This is a genomic window from Microbulbifer maximicatervae (SeqCode) (assembly GCF_052467225.1).
This window is the reverse complement of the sequence record NZ_CP174303.1, coordinates 3,639,383-3,661,146: the sequence shown is the minus strand read 5'-3', so window position 1 is coordinate 3,661,146 and position 21,764 is coordinate 3,639,383. Positions and strand designations below refer to the sequence as shown.

At 50.4% G+C, this 21,764-nt stretch carries 1 protein-coding gene (cut by a window edge); it reads left to right on the top strand.

What is annotated here, in order from left to right; translation table 11 throughout:
- Nucleotides 1-21,764, top strand: the 3' portion of a protein-coding gene (locus ACJJIZ_RS15870) for an Ig-like domain-containing protein (RefSeq protein ID WP_444914067.1). 16,504 nt of this gene lie to the left of the window's left edge; the window shows 21,764 of its 38,268 coding nt (coding positions 16,505-38,268); its start codon lies off the left edge, out of view; the stop codon is at nucleotides 21,762-21,764.

Genomic DNA, 21,764 nt, shown 5'->3' with positions numbered 1-21,764 from the left:
GCGGTGTGATTATTTTGCACAAGTCCTATCCTGAGGAACGTGCCCATATCGCCATTAATGAAAATATTCAGTCCAATGCCATCACGCCCTATAACGTCGATGTCTTTGGTTCGACCCTGTTTGTTTCAGGTTACTATGGCGGTGTCTTGGTTTATGACATCTCTGAGCCTCTTAAGCCGCAATTGATTTCAGCCGGTAACCGCGAGCGTATCGAAGCACTCAGCTACTACAAGGAAAGATTGGTAGCCGCCTCAGGTGAATCTGGTTTGACCACGCTTGAACTTCCTGGTGCTATCGTGGTGCAAAGTTCTGTTGAACGCGGCGGATTCGTATTGCCCAATGAAAATGTCACGGTCACTTTCAACGAATCTATGGCCGCTGACTCTCTCTCAATTTCCGGCGCTGTGGTAGTTACCCGGTTGTCCGATCAATCTCAGGAATCGGTTACTGTTACCCCTGTTGGTGAGCAAAGTAACGGCAATCTTGAGTTTGAGGTCAGTTTTAACAAGGTCGCCGGTGAGCGCTATCAGTTGAGTGTGCTCAGTGCTGATAACCTACGTGGTGGAAGCCTGTGGGCACCGTTCAATGTGATCTTCGGTGTGGCAGATGCCGCAACTATGCGCCCGCAGATTGACACGGTGTCAGGGGGAGCTTTCCATCGCAATAGCGACGATGTGGTAACAATAAAAGGCTCTGGTTTCGATAGCACTAATGTCAAAGTGTATGTGGATAATTTCCAGGTGCCCTATACCTGGATGGATAGTGAGACCTTAACCGTTTCCACTGTATCTATCGGACAGCTGCCTATTGATGCGGGTATGTACAGTCTGAGAGTGGAGTCAGGAGAATTTACAGACAGTTACCTGGGTGCTATTTATTTAGCCGATACACTAGACAGCGATACTCGCTTTACCTTGAGTGAAGAGTCTGGTCCTGCCTCCGGTGGCGCAAGGCTGAAAATTTCTTCCAGTGCCAATGTAATGCTGCCTGGTGCGAAAGTGCTGATGCGCTCGAAGAATAACTACGAGCTTTCTACCCAGCAGATTGATGAAATTACCTACAGCTTGAATCTGTTTGACAATGTTGTATCGCCTCAGGAGTTTGAATTCCGTGTGCCAGGCATTGTTAATTCCAACCTGTTGGACAACAACGATTTACTGTTTGATGTCTACATGGTGATGGATGGCGAAGAAGTTCTGGTAGGGCAGTATGTTTATGTTTACGACTTAGGCCACCAGGCAGATCTTCCCAACTATCCGCCCATGGTAATGGGCGCGATGCAGGCTCAAGGCGAGACCTTGTTTATCGGCGTACGGGACGGTATCGATGGTCCTTATACCATGCGTTACGGTCTGGATATTTTAGATACTCATGTGGTGGATAATGTTGATCGCCTGGGCTATCTGCGTCTCAGCGCGCCGGTATTTGGTTTAGAGCTTCACGATCAGCTTGCATACCTGGCAAATGGCGAGAGCGGACTTACTATCGTTGATATCGCCGATAAGACAGCACCCTTTGCAGTGCAAAGTGTTGCCTTGACAGGGTATTCCGCTAACGACGTTGCTTTGGATCGCGCTTCCAATGTATTGGCTGTTGCTGCTGCCAGTGAACTTGGCGATGGCTTTATCCGATTCTTTGATGTGGCTACTCCAACATTCACACAACCCGAAGGCTACGCCACACTTGTCTTTAGTGAAGGCGACCTAGAGGGGAAACCTGTTCAGGTCAGTTTTTGGAATGAAAAGCTCTACGTAGTATTTGCTCGCGGTCAACAATTGATGCTCGCGGTATTTGACGATCCAAAAGACGGATCGCAATACCACGTGCAGACCATTGATCGAGGTGTGAGTGAAGATATTTACAGCGTGTCCTTACTGGTACAGCAGGGGCAAATTTTGCTAACCACTGATCGAGAGTACCTGATGCTGCAGGCCGATCAGGATGGACACTACCAGACTAGCTACTGGCAGAGCGTTGAGGCCAATACAGTACTGTCTGTGCTCGATGGCGGTGTCATGTTTGGCGATAGCCAAGGCCTGACTCGAGTAAGCTCCGGTAACCTGACAGTTGCCGATATCAGACCGGGCAGTGGTGCCAAAGTGTCTGCCCATGAACAAGTCGAAATTATCTTTAACGATCACATCAATACCGATGCTGTTTCGCTGAGTGATATCAGCTTGAAAGATAGTGTTGATGCTGAGTGGTCGGCAGAGCTACAACTGGAAGCAATCAACACTATCACCGGCGGTAAAGTAGTTTTGACTCTACCGGGAGAAGGTGTGATTGGGGCTGGTGAGCTGACTTTGAGTGTCGACAATATTGTCGGACTCAGTGGCCGCAAGATGATCTCAGCTTATACCACTGAGCTGGAAATGCTCGATGGCACTAAGCCAAGCATTGACAAGGTTTCGCGTTTGTCCCTGGCCGATGAATTAATGGGCCGCTACATACATGCTGATGGCAGTGAGCGTGCAAAAATATTCGGTGCAGGCTTTGGTTCAGTTAAGGGCGATTTGGAAATTTCTATTGGTGGGCAACTCCTGTCAACAGAAGATATTCTGACCCTGAATGATACGGAAATTACCATTCAGATCCCTGCGCTCTTCACCGGATCTACAGTGGCGCCCTTGAGCGTTACTGTTACGCGTGCCCAGGTGAAGGGACAACTGATCGGTGCACTGGTAGTACTGCCTCGTGCGGAAGTTGACGATATTTACCCGTTGATTGGCCCACCGTCCGGCGGCAATACGGTGGATATTTTCGGTTATGGCTTTAACCCCACGACAAAAGTTTATGTCGATGGTCTACTGGCCAATGACATTGACGTGATCGCATCCCACAAAATTACCGTGAAGATGCCATCTGGTGATTTCGGTTACGCCCGTGTGACGGTTGTCAATGAGCAGTTCCTGGATGAGGTGGCTGTATCGCCGGTGGAATATTTCTATGCCGGTCAGCCTACTGGAGAACTGGCGCTAGACAATGAATCGGCAAGTCCGGTATCGGCACTCGCATTGCACACCGAGGTTCAGGAGCAATCTGATCAGAGCGGTACACAATTGCTCTATATAGCTACTGGTGGCGAGTATGAAGCCTTCGATGTGAAGGGCAATGTTAGAGGTAATCTCAGCACAGCGACTGCGAAGTTGATGGTGGTGGATGTTTCTGATCCGGTTAATCCTATTGCCGTTGAGAAATCTACCGATAACGGTGACTTCCCGTACTTCTATAAGTCTACCGTTAATCCGGCTGGCTTCAGTGATTTGGAAATTGACGGCAACCACCTGCTGGTTGCCGGTGGCGACCATATACTGCACTTTGATATCAGTCTGGCCAGTGATCCGTTCCTGCTTGAGACTTACTTAATGTCGCATTCAGTCATTGCCATGACTGCGGAGCGGGGACTGCTCTACGTTTCCCATACTGATGGCATTACCATTTACCGTTACGATGCGCAGCAAACTCTAGAGGCGCTGCATACCATCGACAGCGCTGAACTGGGTGGACAGATTCACCAACTGCGTGTGAACGGGCAGCATTTGTGGGCGATTAATAATGAAACCCACGAGGTATTGGCTATAGAGTTGACCAGTGGCCGCTTTGCCATTGATCAGCGAATTGCCTTGCAAGATGCAGGGGCAAACATCGTTCACGGTGAAGATCTCCTGGTAATTGATAATTACCTCCTCGTTTCCACAGGTAGTAACGCCACAGTACAGGTTTACGACCTTAGTGAAGCCAAGCCTCGAGCCCGTGCCGACCTGCGCCTGGTATATCTGCAGAAAAACGGTAACAGCTTCGCGGGCAACATAATGCTCTTCGGGCAGACACTTTATGTTTCCGCTGGCCATGGCGATGTACAGATATTTGATATATCTCCCTGGTTGCACGAGCAGTTCAACCAGCCGGTTGAAATTGATCACTACTTCTCCGTAACAGGTGCAGTTACCGATCTTGCTTTTGAGGGGAGCGCGTTTTACGCCGGTACTGGATTTGTTTATGTCGATGGGCAACCTGCAGAAAGCCCACTGAATACCAGTGAAGCTTTCACCGGCCCCGGAGGCGGTGTTAATACCATCGTTAACGATCGTGTGACGATCGTGGATCATTTGCCGAGTGCCAATGGCTTGCTGCCATTGGGTCAAAATATTGAAGTGCAGTTCAATCGTATCCTAGACTCTGGGCAAATACAGTCTCTCGGTGAGCAGTTATTTGAAGTGTCTAGCGGTGGTATCAAACTCAGCGGCACGGTTTCCTCTACGGTCAATAACCAGGGCACGCGCTTGCGCTTTATCAGCGACAGTGCACTGGTTGCCGGCGAGACCTACTGGGTGAGGTTGTCCTCGGGTATTCGCGATATCCACGGTGAAACATTGAGTAGTGAATATCGCTATCGATTTGTTGCGACCGATGATATCGCACCACAAATTAGTCATGTTGAGCCAAGCATAGGCTCCTGGCGTGGTGGTGCCGAAGTCACTGTCCTGGGAAGCGGTTTTGATGCTGGCACTGGGGTTGAAATCGGTGGTGTGCTGGTAACGAACCTCAATGTGCTCAATGACGGTGAACTGAGCTTTACTGTACCTGCGCTCGCTGTGCAGCCCGAAAATAATCAGGCCGCAGCCATTGAGGTAATTAATGGGAATTTAAGTGATTACTGGCCTGCACAGTTTATATTTGTGGCCGATCCAAGTATCGACAATATCGGTGCTTACGATCACTTAAACAATCGATACCAGTTGAGCCAGAAACACTTCGACTTTAACAGCGATGCCTTTATTGCCATCGAAGGTAAAGGGCTTAACCGATTCACGAAGGTAGAGATCAATGGAGAAAGTGCTATTGATCTTCGCCTGCTCGATGATCGTCATCTGGGGCTGCGCTTGCCTGCCAACACTGTTGGGCCTTTGACGGTAGAAGTTTACAACGAGCCTCAACGTGCCGATGTAGTTATTGATCAGTCTCTGTCGGTGGGATTGAACTCCGCTGTGCAGTGGACAGGTGTAGAAGCTGCAGCACAGGCTGGAGATTTCCAGGCTGTGATCGATGGAAATGTGTTGACCCTGTTGCTGGCCAGCAACAGTGCGCAGCCCACAAAACTTGCCACCCTAAACCTGGTGAAAGAAGCAACTGGAATTGCTATTAGTGATCAGTTTATTGCCACACTGCACAGGGATGGTGATATCACGATTGTCGATTACACCAATCCTTATCAATTGCAAGAGGTCAATCGAATTCGAAACGCCGAGCGTCGCGATTATAGTGCTCTGGTGTTGAGCAATGATGTACTGGTGGTTACCGAAGGAGACTTTAATAGTAGTGGCAGCGTGTACACCGGGCAGGTTTTCGCATCACAGCTAAGTGATAGTGGTGCCGACGCAAATGCTATCGCTGCCTACCGTCACCTAGTCTTTGTGTTGAATAACTCAGATCTGTCTGTTTATAACGGCGAAGACTTTACCGCAGTACTAGCTAACGCGACTGCGCTAAGTGGGGCAGATAAACTGGTAGTGGCCGACCAGCGATTGCTAGTGGCAAACCAATCCCACGTACAGGCATTTAGCTTTAGCGGCAATGAACAGTTTGCTTTGCTGGCAAGTCTTGGAGTTGCTGAATTTGCCGTCGCCTTGGATTCAACATTGGGCTCTGTGCGAGCACTGGCTGTCAGCGGCGAGCTTATGGCCATCTTTGCCGATGAAAACCATATTGTTGACCTGGGCAGTGCAAGTAATGATGAGTTGTCCTTGCGACCCATTGCAGCTTTTACCGGAGGTTCGAACCTATCATCTGAAACTGTAATCTTCCGTGGAGAACAGCTGAGCTGGATTGAAAATAATTCTCTGGTTAATACCGTTGTACCTATGGCAAACCTATGGGCACTGGAACCGGGTATTGTTTTACAAAACCAGAGTCTGGTACAGGGACGAGTCAGCGGAGAGTTGGAAGCTTGGCGCAATGTTGTCTTTACCGTTACAGACAGTGTTAGCCAGGAGTTGGACGGTTACACTCAGCTCAATGGCGATAACTTGCTTTACCAGATTACCGGTAGCGGATATGCGATGGCTGCTGAGTACGACATCGCACTGTTTAATGAGCCGAGAAAATCGGTAGACGGCGGGCGGGTTATTTTTGATTTACCCTGGCGACTTGCTAGTGCGCCTTTCTTCGACAGTGAAAATACAGAACTGAGTCGTCTGTCGCCGTCCCACGTGGTGGCAGGTGTTAGTCAGGAGTTTGTTCTCTATGGCCAACAACTCAATCGAATCAGCGAAATCAAACTCGGCTCCCTCACTTTGTCCCCCATTGATTGGACCATTAACAGCGCCAATAGTGAGCTGAGCTTTTCCGCTAACCTTGCCCAAGCGGGCGTTTATAACTTAATTGCCACTATCGGTTCGGGAGATAACACCGAGGTCCAGCAGCTGCCCGGAGCCGTTCTGGCAACGCCGGCACTGCTGATTAATAACCTGACAAGTAACAACCCGGCAGGAGCAGCGTTTGTCAGCGACAGTGGCCAGGACATTATTTCGGTTACCGGTATTGGTCTAACCGGCCAAATTAATGTTCATTTCTTTGAGGCAAATGCAGGATATGTGGCCGATGCAAGTAATCGTTTGGACTACGAATTAATTGCTGATGGAGTGTCCTTTGTCAGCCCGACAACTCAGCCGGGAAGGCAATATCAGGTAGTGGTGGTGTCAACTGGCTCTGGAGAGTCTGTGGCTGCGACTCAATTGTTGAGTTCTGTGGATGATACTCGTCCCCAATTGACAAATACCCAAGCCCTGAGCGAAAGCCAAGACCTGGTTCTGCGCTTTAATGAAAATATTGCCGTGGGCGGTTATCAGGTTACTGCCAAAGATAAATCCTATCAGGCGCAACCCGATAGTGATGTCAGTAGCCAGTTTGATGTGGTGGTTGTTGAAAACTCACTGCGCTTGGGCTTCAAACCGAGCTTTGGTTTTGTCGACAACAGTCAATATGAAATAACACTTTTTGGTCTTGCCGATGTGGCGGGCAATCAGGTTATTGATAGCGGAGCCATTGCCGCTGGCATGTACAGTCAGCAATTGAGCACTCCGGATACTTTGGAGCCGCGAAACATTGCAATTACACGACTGAGTGATAACCAAGTACTGAGTGGTGCCAGTCAGTTGGTGCGCGGTAAAACCTATCAGGTCAGCATTGATGCCGAAGACAACACAGATGAAAATCTGAAGTACCGTGTACGCGTCTCGCTGGATGGTGGTGCCAGCTTTACCAGTTGGAATTCTGTCTATAGTCAGTATCAGTTCAATGTGGCTGAAACTGCTGGTAGTACGCTCGTCATTCGTGCCGAAGTTACCGATAGCGCTAACAATGCCATCACTGAAGACCTGAGCGTCGCGGTGGTAGACCCTGTACTGAATGTCTCGCGCATCTCACCTCTCGTAGCAGAAGAGATAGCGTCTACGGAAATGAGCTTTACCATCAGTGGTGAGGTGGACTTAATTACCGACGCTAAGATCAATATCAATAATCAGTGGCTCGATGCCGCAACGCAGTTGACTGACTCCCAGACGCTGAAGGTCAGCACTCAGTACCTGCAGCCTAAGTTAAGCGATATTGCTCCGAGCACCAGCATTGATGTGCAGTTGCGCTTAACCTACGCACAAACTGGTATTAAGTTAATTGATGACAGCTATGATCTGACCCAGGATGTAACCAAGCCCGAGGTCAGTATTGTCTCGCCCCAGGACGGTGACACCATTGTCTTGAATGAAGAGACACGAGTGGCAATCCAGAGCTTCGATCGCTTTGGTATCAAGAGTGTCTCGGTATCCCGCGATGGCGGTGCTTTTGAGTTGCTGACAAATGTTGCTGAATATCGATTTACAGCAACTACTGAAAACCCTGTCACTCTGCAGGCTAAAGCCGTTGACCAGAATGACAACGAGCAGCTCTCAAGTTTGGTTAGGCTCAAGCCCTACGATCCCGAAGGCGAAGAGCCGCGTTTAGTGATACTGAATCCGGTTCAGGGTGCAACCCTGCGCGAGAATCAAACGCTTGAGTTTGAAGTCTTGATGCAGCGCGTCAACGACGCCTACCTGCACCTTGAACTCGGTGGCCAGGCTGACAGCTCTCCTGTGCATCTCACGCGGGGTGACAATGATCCTGAACGCTTCAGTGTTGCTGTGACACTGCCGCAGGTCACCACCGACAGCGTCGTACTGCTGAAACTTACCGACGGTACACTGGTTCATCGCTCGCTGATTAATGTGCAAAATGACACGGGCATTGATGAAAATATCGAGCTTGCTATCAGTCCGGCTACTTCGGTTCTTTCTGGCACAGGTATCTGGGTTGAGGCTTATCAACCGGAGCAGATGCAAGACTTTGATCTGTCTTCTCAGGTAAGTGTTACTGACGGTGCAGATACCACTGTTCTACCTATGGCAGAGACTTCGGCAAGGGTAGCGATTAACAGTGCTGATAACTCTGTTGATGTCACCGCCGACTTGGTGGACCTGTCTCAAAATGTTAAGCAGATTGTCGAGTCTTTGAGCAAGCGCCCCTACCTGACCGGCACTTCCACAACGTTGGTGTCTATCAATAGCGTCGATGAACGCATTGTTGATACAGCCCAGTGGCCTGGGCGCGGACTGGTAGTTGCCGTTAACCAGCCGCAAGGCTTCCGCCTGGCGACTGCCACTGAAACACTGCTAACCCAAGGCTCCGGTTACCTGGAATCACTGGACTACACCGGTAGTGGGCTTGTAGCTGTAGTTGTTGAATCAGGCAATCGTTATCTTCACTTCTGGGATCACGCACTGACCCCGGCAACACCGACGCGTTTGTGGGGGGATTACCTGGGAGCAAACGGTCGCGATGTATTTGTGCAAATGGGGCAGAGCTTCTCGGTGTCCCGTTTGGAGCAGGGGCAGTGGCACAGTGTCATGGGCGTTAGCCACGGTGAACCTGTGCTTGCCGCCCGTGTACAGGACAACCGCTTGTTTGTTCTTTCAAACAGTGGTCTGACCCTGTATGAGAACACGCAAAACCTTGATGCCCGCTTGTTGAAAGTGGCAATGACGGCAGTGAGCGCCGATGATTTTGCGGTTAACGGTGAGCAGATTATTTACTGGAAAAACCGCGACCTCACGTTTGGTCGTTGGTTATCTGATAATAATCTCGCCATCGATCATCACTACCCAGAGTTTGGTGAAATTGAACAACTCAATACGGCCGGCGCTATTAGTGATGATTCTCGAGTATTGGTGAAACTGTCTAAGCAAGGGCAGGGACAATACTGGGCTGTGTTCGAAAGTGGACAGCTGGGCGGCTGGCTCAGTGGAGAGTCTGCCGAGGGTAAATCCCTCGAGATGCGCTCGGCGTTGGATGGTTTGCTGTCCATTTATTCTGACCGGGTGGATGCAAATTCCTTTGCGGATCCACAAACCAGTGTGACTCTCAGTGCAACCCTCACTGAACACCCGGGTGTACTGCTGATTGAAGTGGGCAATATGCCCGAAGATCACCACTTCCGCGCGGTGAGAATCTACGACGAGAACAGCAATCCAGTTGAGTTCTCCAGGCGTTGGTTTGACGGCAAACAACTGCTTGCGGTTGAGCGCCGAAACCTTACAGCCACGACTCTGACTATCGAGGTGATGGCACCGTCAGCAAATTACACGACTAATGTTGCTGTACCTGCGGTAGCTATTGCGATGCCTTTGGTTACGCCGGAGTCCAATATCGCCGTGGTTAAAGGTGCGCTGATACCGATGACGGCAAGTTGGGCTGAGGCAATGACTGTGCGAGCAACGTCAGTGGATCTCGACTCTAACCCTCTGGTATTACGCGCCACCGATAAGGGGCTGGCGGGATGGCTGACTCTGCCGGAAGCAACATCATTAAGTGTGCTGACTACGACGGTGGAAAGTGAAACACCGCTGCTAAGCAGTCTTAACCTGGTGGATAATGATTTCACTCAGGGAAGCCTGACCATTGTTTCGCCGCAAAATAACCAGCAGTTCTTTGAAGGTGAAACCCTAAGAGTAGATTTCCACGCGTTATTTACCCAGCCTCAGATCGCAGATGACTTTAAGTACACTGAAGTTGCGCTGTTTGATTTTGATGGCAACCTGGTGACTCGCACTCTGCTGCAAAATGCCGCCGGTCAACTTGATCTGCGACTCTTTGCCGTGGCCGAGCAGGATAACTACACCTTGCGAGTGCGCGCATACTGGGGTGATCGATTCGATTATGTCGAGGATGAGATCGGCCTGCGAATCCTGCCGAAAGAAGTCAGCCTGCCCTTGACCCTGAGTGGTATGGGGCCAACGGTTCTGGGCGGTGCTCAACTAAATCTGCGTATTGTTAGTGACATTGCTCTCGGCGCAAGCACAGAAATTAATGTTTACGATCACAACCAGGTATTGATTGCGAGCGGGAGCGAGAGCCTCGAGTTTACAGTTCCTCAAAGTGCTGAAAGCCTAACCGTGAAAGCGGCTATCGATGACGGTCTGGGTAATTCCACCACTGTTGAGCAAAAGGCTGTAGTTGTAACCCCCGCACAGTTTAGTTTGGGTGGTGTTGACCAGAACTTTGATCTGTTCTTAAACGGAGTGGGTCGCAGCTACTACACGCGCAATCATCAGCTCTTTGATCAGAGTGGCGCACTGGTGAAGCAGTTTGATGCCAAAGTGACGGCCATTAGCTTTATCGATGATCGTATACTGGTTGCCCTCGACAATATCGGTGTGATGTTTGTTGATCCGGAGCAAAACTTTATTCGACTCGGCGATCACGCTATTACTGGGCACATTGATCACTTGGCTTACTTTGCCGATCAACTGATCGCAGTGCAGGGCAACCGTGTGACACTCTTTGAAGTCACAGGCAATGCACTGGAAGCTATAACCGATACGGTGGTTTCCGGGGATATTGTGGATGTGATTCACCGCGATGGTCACTGGTATGTGTTGAGTGATGCTGAGCTGGTTTCCTTTACCAGCAGTCTCAGCACCCATAAAACCTGGCTGCGCAATCATTCCCTCAGTGCTATGGCTGTTACACCCCAGGGTATTTATATCGCTGAGCAAGCCGGACAATTGTGGCTGGTGAACGATGGGAATATTGAAAAAGTTGGTGAGCTGGAAGCAAGTGCTTTGCCTGTCGATCGCCTTTTGGGGCTGCCGAATCAGTTGTTGGCGCTTTCAACGGCGGATCAGTCTATCCAGTGGATTGATGTTACCAAACCGCAACAGGCCTATGTCTTAGGTAAAACCCACCATGCACTGGGCTCTCAATTGCAACGCAGCGTGCTGCATGCAGGACAATTGCGTCTTGCGGAAGCTGATGATTTGTTGCTCTCGACGGCGACTAAGCCTGCTTACAGTTATTACGCGCCGACCTTAAAAGGTGGTCGTGTAGTAGATGTCGGTATCTACGAAGGTATGTTTAGTGCTGGTGCTGAAGATTATGGATTAATCTGGGGAGCTGAACTTAACAATAGTACGGTTGAGTCTGTTTATCCGTCGCCCTATGTGGCTAACACCACAAAAACACAGTGGTATAACGGAAAGCTTTACGCCTTGCAGGCTTCGCAAAAACGTATTATCGAAGTGCAGCCTGAGATTGATCAATCCGCTCGTTTGGTACAGCCCAAAACGCTGTTTAGCGGTGCTGAATTCGATCAATTTATTGTGGCGCAAGATATTATTGTCGCTTCCAGCGGTGAGTCTATTTTCTGGCGCGCCCTGGACGGTGGTTCTTCTCAATCAATGGCGGTGGGTGAAGGGGATACCGTTACCGCGCTTGCCCTGATTAATGACAATTTATTTGTTGCCACCAGTGGTGGGCGTTTGCTGCAGTTAGCTGGGTTTAACCAGACAGTCAACGCTGTTGATCTTGAGCCGGAGACTCGTTTGAGCACCGCTTCAGAATTACGTTTACTGGCGGCTAATGAAGATTATCTTGTCTATGCGGTAGCCAGTGAGCTTTATCGCTATGATCTGGGTCTCAATCAGACCGTGCAGTTGAGTGCGCCTGCCGCCATTCAGGCCCTGGCAGTGGAAGGTGATCGAGTCTTTATTACCCATGGTGTAACTGTGGCAGAAGTTTCTCTGTCTCAGTGGCAATCAATCACTACCATTGCGACGCTGCCTTTCAATATCACTGCGATGGCGGTGAACAATCAGCAGATGATTGTGGGCATGGAGCGCAATGGTTATCAGTTGTTGCAACTGGATAATCGTTATCCGTGGAGTTCTCCGGCGGTGGTAACCCCGCAACACAATGGTGTATTTGAGCCAGGGGATAAATTGAATATTGCCCTTGCTGATACCCGCGGTGTCAGTGCGGTTGCCTATACCATTAATGGGGAATTGGTAGCGGAAGTTAATGAAGCACCATTTAATGCCAATATTCTGGTTCCAGCCAACCTGCCTAACGGTAATGCCTTCGAGTTACTAGCTCAAATTGAGACTTATTCCGGGCAGACAGTAACCTCGGCGGTACGCACTTTGTGGCTGCAGGGAACCGATATTCCTGTTAACAGTTTCTTCGCTGAAATCGAAGCCGATGAAATTTCCTTTGTACCCAAGCCCCTGACTATCCGCGCCCATGTGCGAGGCAGTGACCATCCGGTACAGCAAGTGGAGTTTTATCAGTCCTCCAACTACGACCCGCAGTCACCGGAGACCGCGCAGTTTGAGTTGATCGGCAAGCACTATGGCCCAGACTATGTCATCTACAAGAACTATCAGGTAGAAGATTCTGGATTGCATTTAAAGATTCGCGCTGTTGATGTGTTCGGCAATAAAACAGAATCCAACGTGGTGGAAATGAAACGCTTCGTGGATGAATTGCCTCCGAGTGTCTCTATGGATATCGAAGGCGAGTGGTTGGCCGAAAACATTGTGCCACCCGCACGACCTGTCACTGTGCGCTTGAGTGTTGCTGATTCAGGTAGTGGAATCGACTTCGTCACACTTACACGCGATGGTTATGTTGTTGCTGCGCAGTTCGAAGCCGGAGAGCTGGTTTATACCGAAGCTTCTCCTGCGCTCAACACAACCTATGTGTTTGAAGCAGTGGCTACAGATAATGTGGGTCGAACAGAGGTTGTGCAGAAATCTATTTCCACAACCCTGGATACGAAACCAGTGATGGATAATCTGGTAACGCCTACACAACTCGTTGAACGAGCTGATCTCGATCTTACTGTGGCCGCCAACGATGACCTGGGAATATCAGCCGTTGAAGTTGAGTTGGAAGGTTCCTTCAAACGCTTTGAGTTTGACGGAGTCACCACTATCAATGAGCAATTGACGGTATCCACACAATCGGCTGTGACACGATTGAGCCAATCTTTGGCAACCGATGTAAAAGTGACGTTGGTAGACAGCTTTGATCAGCGCACGACTATCACCCGTCCAATTACGCTGTTACCTGATACAGCCCCGGTATTGGACGGCCTCAACGTTGTTGTTGCGGATAACTCTTTCTACGGCGATTTGTTAAAGCTGTCTCTCAACGGATTAGAGACAGTGGATGATCGTGGTTTGTACGGACTGCAGGTTGACCTGATGGTTCGTGGCAACGGTGGTGATCAATGGCAAAACTTGTGCAGAGAGGGCTTCAACCAACAGTGCCCGGCGCAACTTAACCATGTGGTAGAAGTGCCAAGCCTGGCTCTGCCGAACGATATTTTGTTCCTCAAACTTCGCGTTACTGATGCGATGGGACAAAGTGCTGAAGGTGAATTAATCTCTGTTGTGCTGACACAGCAACCGAACCTACTGGTGTTTGATAATTCGGGTACAAGCCATATCAACCCCAGTGTGTTCAGTCTGCAAGACGGAGCTACTCACCAAGTGCGTGTTGAAGACGCGGCAGGCAGACCTGTAAGCGGGCAATCAGTGGTGTGGACAATTAATACCGCCGACGGTGAGTCTATTACTGCGGATACTGTGATTACAGATGCACAGGGCCTTGCACCTTTCTCCTGGTATGGTTTCACCAAGTCCGGGCAGGTTGAATTGCAGGCAAGCCTGCAGGATCACACTTATATCAGTGCTGCCCGCCAATGGGTGGAAGTTCTGGCCGCCGATGCCCACTACCTGGATGTGGATTATCTGCCACCGGTTCAGGCATCTGACCTATTTGATATCAAGCTTACTGCGCGAGATACCTACGGCAATATCGTTGCCCACGACAGTGAGCGCCAAGTGCGTGTGCACCTCCCGGGAGATGGTTTCCACTTTGCCATTGCTGAAGGTGTTACGGTGGAAAGCTGGCTCGATAGTGATAACAACTTCCTCGGCGAGCAGGCCACGGTAACCCTGTATCACGGTCGATCAACGCTGGAAGTGAGCGCCGGTATTAGCGCTGGAACTTACCCAGCTCAATTGAGCTACCCCCAAGACGATCGCCTTGCACTGACCAGTCGTTACGATCACGATGCCAATGAGGCCAGCGATCCCGTGGCGATCAACAGCGTGCCTGTTATCGTGATTAACGGTGAAGCAACTGCGTGGAGATTCGTACAGGTCGGTGTGGAAGATATCTACAACGGTTATATGGATAAGCTTGAGCAGGGCGAAAAAGCGATTGTGCGCTTGGAACTCGTGGATAGTTACGGTAACCGTGTGCCCACACTGGATGTTAATAACACGACCGTAGCAGCCAGCTACAAAGTTACTGTAACAGTTGATGGTTCAGCAGCCTTTGCCAACAGCACCCAGAGTATGGAGTTGGATGTCGTTAATGGTATGGCTGAATTCACCTTGAGTGATGCTATCGCTGAAACGGTTACCCTGACTATGGGCGCTATTACACCGGCGGACACTCAACCGGCGGCAGCCTTCGCTGTGGAAACCTATGATGTGGTCTTCGCCAGAACACCGCCGCATATTGTTACCAGTGAGTTTGAGAAGGTGCACGAGTCCCTCGATATTCCTCTGGTGATGAACCTGAGCGAAGAGATGGTGGCAACCAACCGCAGCAAGTTTGCGTTGACTTTACTTGATGCCGAAACTCGTACGGTAGTCAGTGGGCAGGCATTGCTGGAGGAGCCGGGCCGTATTGTGTTCTACGCGCAAGACCCGCTGAGCTTTAACCACTGCTATATCATCGATTCTAATGACTCAAATCTTGAGCGTATTGATGACGGCGAGGTGTTGTTACCGCGTGAAGAAATCATTTGTACACCGCATATCGCTATGGATGAGTTCGATCAGAGCTATGCCATGGAAGATAGTCTGGTGGAATTCAACCTGTTGCCGTCAAGCAGCGAGTTTGACTACCAGCAGATTTCCGACGGCTTTGTACAAATTGATGATGACACCTTTGTACTGGATTACCTGAAGCCCACGATGGTTATGCCTCACCATTCCGATACGGGGCTTGATGATGGCACTTACGTCATGATCCAGCTGGGTGGTACTTTGCCTGAAGGCGACCTGCAAGTTGCTAACACGCGCGCTATTCAAGTGTTGCAGTACGGCAAAGACTACGACCAGGATGGTATTGCCAACGAAATCGAAGCTAGCATTAATGGCCTCGACCCGCTGTCGAGCGATTCGGATAACAATGGCACCCCGGACGGAGCAGAAGATTACGATCGTGACGGCCTCGACAATGCGACTGAAGCAAGCCTTGGCACTGACCTCACAGATAAAGACAGTGACGGTGATGGTATCGAAGATGGTCAGGAAGTCAGCGACGGCACTGATCCCACTCTGTGGGACAGTGATGGCGATGGCATATCTGATCTAGCGGAAAGGAATGCGGGCAGTGACCCCAATGACAGTGCGTCTCGGGCCCTCAATGCCGATGATATTTCTGAACTGCGCTTTACCAGCAGCGAGCTGCGCATTGATCTGAATGCATCAGTGTCTGCGCCTCAGTATCAGTTGGAAGCTGTCATCGATATTAGTCGTGAGAAGAAAACTATTGATGTTACAGATGTAGCCTTGTTCGGTATTGATTTGAGTATTGCCGATGGAGCGGTTGCAGTACTGAATAGTGGTGTTGTAAGCCCAGTCAGTGTGGGTAGCACCGAAATGACTGCGACCTTCGGCTCGCGCTCTGCATCAATAGATATCCTTGTCTACAACGTAGTGGATATGGGCGATATCGTTTGGGAAAACGAAACCGTTAATCTCACTACGGCAATCATTGCCGACAGCATCACCATCCTCGGTAATGTAACTGTCGACAGTACCTTTGATATTTATGTTGATGGCAATGTCTCCGTTCAGGGCACTAACAATACTATCGAGGCCAATGAACTTGCGATCACGGGCGACTTGAGTATTACCGGTGCGCCAGAGGATAGCGATACTGACTTTAATCTCTCGCTTGGATTACAAGAGCCGCTGATGGTGGGAGGTAATATTGATCTCACTCAGGCGACGCTTACGGTGCCCAATACGGATATCAATCCGGCCAGTGACAGAGAAGACTATCCACTGTTGTTAGAGGTACTCGGAGAGATCAATGTCGATATTGACTCTTTGATCGATCTCACGGGCAAAGGTTGGGATTACTCTGGGGCAGATCGCGGTTCCTACGGTTGTTACGGCGGAATGAGTTCCATACGTTTATCCTCCATGATCAGCGATAGCGATGATGACGGTCATGATTGTATCCAGGGTTCTTACTTTGATGTAAGCCGGCCTGGAATTGGTTACGACCTGGGTGACGGTGGTGGCTTAATCAGCATCAATGCTGCAACCTTGAACCTCGCCGGCCGCATCGAAGCCAATGGTCGTACTTTCGATGACAAATACGATTATCCTGGTTCAGGAGGTGGTATTCGCATTGAAGTGGCAACACTGAGCGGCACTGGATCACTGTCGGTTCAAGGGGGCTTTAATACCTACAACGATATCGACAAGCTTCACAGTGGTGCCGGTGGCCGTATCGCCATCTTTAGTGCCAATACCACAGGCTTTGTCAGCGACCTGAGCCAGTGGGCAGCAAGAGCTCAACTTGGCAGTGGGGCTGAAGGTCATATTGCCGGTGCGGGAACCCTTTATATCGCCAGCGATTCAAACCCAGATACTCACGGGTTATTGATTACCGATAACGGCGGTCGCGAAGTGATTCTGCCCTCTACGCCCATGGATGCTATCGGTGAACACGAGATCGATCAGATCACGATTGATACCGATAAACCCGTGGAATTTGTAGATACCCAGGCAATCAATCATTGGGTAATCAAGCTGAAAAATACCACTATCGATTCTTCCGGATTTGAAGGGCGTTGGATCAGCCTGGAGCCAGAAAACGATAGCGCGACTTTGTTCAAAATTGTCGAGCACACTTCCAAATCCATTACCGTGGCTACCAGCACCCACTTGTCACGCTGGTTTGCCAATCGCCCGCTGGATCAGCGTCGCTTGGTGGGTGTACACAGCTTTGACAGTGTGCGGGTAACTGGCGGTGCGCATCTGGATTTTGCCGACGATAAGATTCGCGTTAACAATTTGGCTGATGCGATTGTTGATGAAGTGAGTGCGATTACTTTGTCGCCACGCTCTCTAGGAATGGTTGCTGCGTTTAATAATGTCAACGATCAAAATCATCGCGGCAGTGTGTTGCTGAATGATGCTGGAGCCCAGTATCTCTCCGGAATAAACCTGACAATCGACGGTGATCTAACGGTTAATGGCAATACGCAACTGGCCCTGGATGTCTACGAGAGTGTTACAGTCAACGGTAACGTGAGTATTGGCAGCGGTGCTTCACTAACTGCGGCTATTCGCGGCCCCTGGCAAATCAATGGTGACCTCACCATTGCCAGCGGCGCGGTACTCAGTGCAGAACCTGCCGATCAAAACAGTTCCCACCGTTATGTGTTCGGGTTGGACTTGATTGTCTCCGGTAAAGTTACTGTCGAGACCGACGGTTTGATTGATCTCGAAGGTAAAGGTGCGCCTGCATCCTACAACTTCCAGATGTCTGGCACTTCTAATCGCTATAGCCACGGTGGTGTGAATAGTTCCGGCACCAACACCAGTTACGGACGCTTTGAACGTGCGACTCAGCCTGGCAGTGGTGGTGAAGGCAGTGCCTCGAGTGCGACCCTGCAAAGCGCCGGTGGTGGCCTGCTCACTTTGAGTGCGGCGGAGATGACCTTAAATGGTGTAATCAACGCTAATGGTAAGGCCTCAAGTTCGGCGAGCTATCTCGGTGGCGCTGGTGGCGGTGTGCATATTGATGTACCGGTTATTTCCGGAACAGGTTCCATTGAGGCCAAGGGGGCAGGTTTCGATCTCAACTCCCAGACCAATGAAATCTCCGGCGGTGGCCGTATCAGTATCTGGACCAACAACTCCGCAGTGATTGATTGGCAGCAGCCGGGCAGTGGAATTTTTGTCTCCACTACCAGCGACTTCGCCAACAACAGTGCAGTGGTCGCCGGTGCCGGTACGGTATTTATCAAAACACCCGCAGAAAGTTATGGACACTTGATTGTTGATAACGGAAGTACTCGGGCTCATAAACCGGGTGTCTATGCTCGTTCTGTGGGCGAGGCAACTATTACCGCTGTCGATGCGGTGGGTGGTGAAGACAATGCGTGGAAAATCAGTGTTGATACTTACAGTTGGAGCACTAATTCCCACGATGATTTCTGGACCTTCTCCATTGCGGGAACTTATGTGACTCTCGATGCCGATGATGCAGATGCGCCGGTGTATCGTGTTCTGCGCGGTGAGTATCAAAGCCTTGTGATTGAATCCACCGATGATCTTTCTGCGCTGAATTTAAGTGGCAAACGCCTGTTAGGTGTGCGCCGCTTGGATCGCTTAAGTGTGGTTAACGGAGCCTACGTGAGCTTTGGTGATGATCGACTGGAAATTCTCGATACGGCTAACTCTATTCTGGGCGAGTTAAGTGGTATTGATGCCTCTGCAAGCTCAACGGCGACAGAGCTTTGGTTACAGGCCAACCCTTATGTATATACCTACAATGGGCTGACCTACGCCGGTGCCATTACTGTGCCGGAAAATAGTAGTGGCTCTCTATCCGTACAGAGTATCGATGTCGACGGGGATATCACCATCGGTGCCAATGCCAGCTACGAAATACTCGGTGATCAGGCGCTGAATATTAACGGTGATTTAACCTTGAGTCCGGCTTCCACGCTGACGTTGACCGGTGAAAATGTCGTGATTGCCGGCGATCTTACCGTGAGTGATGCCAGCCTGAGCCTCGGTATCAATTCAACCATTGTTGTACAGGGGAATTTGTTGCTGGAAGGCAATGCCACCCTGACCACGCCTACAGAACCAAATCCGATGTCTTCTTACCTGGAGGCTTACCCACTGCGTATTACCGTAGCGGGGACAGCCACTATCGGTGAGAACGCGGTGGTGGATCTGGCTGGCCTCGGCAACGATGGCAGTGGTTCCGACTCCAGCCGCAAGGGTTGTCACGCCGGTGCACGCTCCAATGTAGAAACTGTGACCTGCAGTTACGGTTCTTACGAATACGCTGCGCAACCGGGGGCCGGATACAGCAGTGCCCGCGGTGGCGGTGTGCTGATACTGCAGGCCCCATCCGTACAGCTCGACGGCTTGGTTGATGTCGATGGTGGCCAGGCGAGCAGCAGCTCCTATCCCGGTGGCGCTGGCGGTTCGGTGCATATCGAAACAGCTTCACTGCAGGGACAGGGGCGTATTACTGCAAGAGGTACCGGCTACTCATTGAGTTCCACCAGCAACCGTATTTCTGGCGGTGGACGTATTTCAATCATTACGCCATTTATCGATGCGGTAACCCTGGATCAAACTGATACCAGTCGCATCACGGTGGATGTGGCCAGCCAATACCAGGGCGATGTCGGCGGTGCGGGCACGGTGTTTGTGAAATCACCCGCCCAGAGCAGCGGGCACCTGTGGGTGGACAATGGCGGCCATCTGCAAACCGGCAAACGTGTCGCCAATACCACTGTGCCCTCTGTCGGTGAGCACGAGATAACTGCGGTTGAGAAACTGAGCGAGGACAACCGCTACCGTATCTCTATCGCCAACAATGTGTGGTCCAGTGCAAATGGGGAAAATGGTGCGGGTATCGTTGGGCGCCTGGTGCGCTTGGATGCCGAAGACGATCAAGCCCCGTTATTGCGTGTCCTGACCAACACCGGTTCGAGCTTTGAAGTGGAGAGTGCCGATGACTTAACCCAGGCGAACTTGGTCGGTAACAAGTTAATCGGGGTGCACAATCTGGCCACGCTCAACATCGTCGATGGCGGACACCTATCGTTTGGTGACGATCTAGTGAATGTTGATGATCTTCCCGGCTCGACATTCGATGATTCAACTGGAGTGGTTCTGTCTGAACGCGCCACCGCGCTTATCGACTACCTAGGGCTGAATAGTGACTGGGTTGTTATCAACCATGTGCTCTATACCCCCGAATTGAGCTTCACCGATGCACAGGCTCACTCCCTGCATGCAGAGGGTATTGTGATAACCGGTGATCTTGAGATTGGTGGCACGAGTACAGCGCTCACTCTTGAAGCCGATGACACCATTACCGTGCTGGGACGACTCTATGTCGCAGACAGTGCAGAGTTGGATTTGATTGGCCAAAGTGTTCATATCGAAGCCAACCTGGAAGCGGTCGTTGGAGCCGAAATCCGTGCAGGCCTTGAAGATACGCTCTTTGTGGGTGGTGATTTAATCCTCTCCGGTGACAGTCACCTCCGTTCCCGCGATGGTAGTAACTGGAATGCGCTGCGCCTAAATGTCATAGGTGATGTGTTCATCGACAACACCTCCAGTATTGATGTGCAGGCGCTTGGCCATCTTAATAAGGATGCTGGACCCTATGGTGACAACATCAGCAGCCGCTTCGGATGTCATGGAGGAATGTCATCGGGGGCGACAACGGATTGCACCTATGGTGACTACCGCTATGCCCTATTTGCGGGGTCAGCTTCTACTTTGTCAACTTCTCGCGGTGGGGGTGCCATCTCACTGGTGGCCAATAAACTCACACTCGATGGTGTGATTAACGCTGATGCAAAAGCAATAAACTATTCCGCCGGCGGCAGTATTCATCTCAATGTGAAACATTTTGATGGTGCTGCTACAGGGGAACTGCGTATTCGCGGTGGAGCTAGTGATTTTGTCAATGACAATACGGCAGTGGGTGGCGGTGGCCGTGTCAGTGTTTACGTTAGCGATAGTTTCACCTTCCAAGGGTCCTACCTGACCGGCAGCGTCTTCCCGGGCGATGTTTCTGGAGCGGGAAGCGTCTATCTCAAAAAGCCCGGTGACCAGTATGGTGACTTAATCGTCGATAACGAAAATAAAATAGATGATAGTGGACGCACACCGATTCGCAGCGTGGGCTATTTCGAGATTATTGATGTAGTTGCCCTAAATACCACTCCGGGTTCCAAAGAGTGGGAGCTGCATGTCAGCGATGCAAATTGGATAGCCACAGATAATGATCTTGCATTCGGGTTACAAGGTATCGAAGTGGTGTTGGATGCTGATCAATATATCGACCAGGATGATCAATCAGTGCCGCGCTTACTGATTGAGAGCAATAGCCAGAATGCGATAGTGGTGAAATCTGAACTGGATCTGACTGCTTACCTTAATAAAAAGTTGGTTGGTCTGCATCAGTTTAATCAGATCAGTATTACCAAAGGCGCCCATGTGAGCTTTGGTGATGACGTAGTCATAGTGCATGACAGTAGTGGCTTATCTGTTGATGCTAATAGTCAGTTAACAGCAAAGAAAATAATTGCGCAGTGA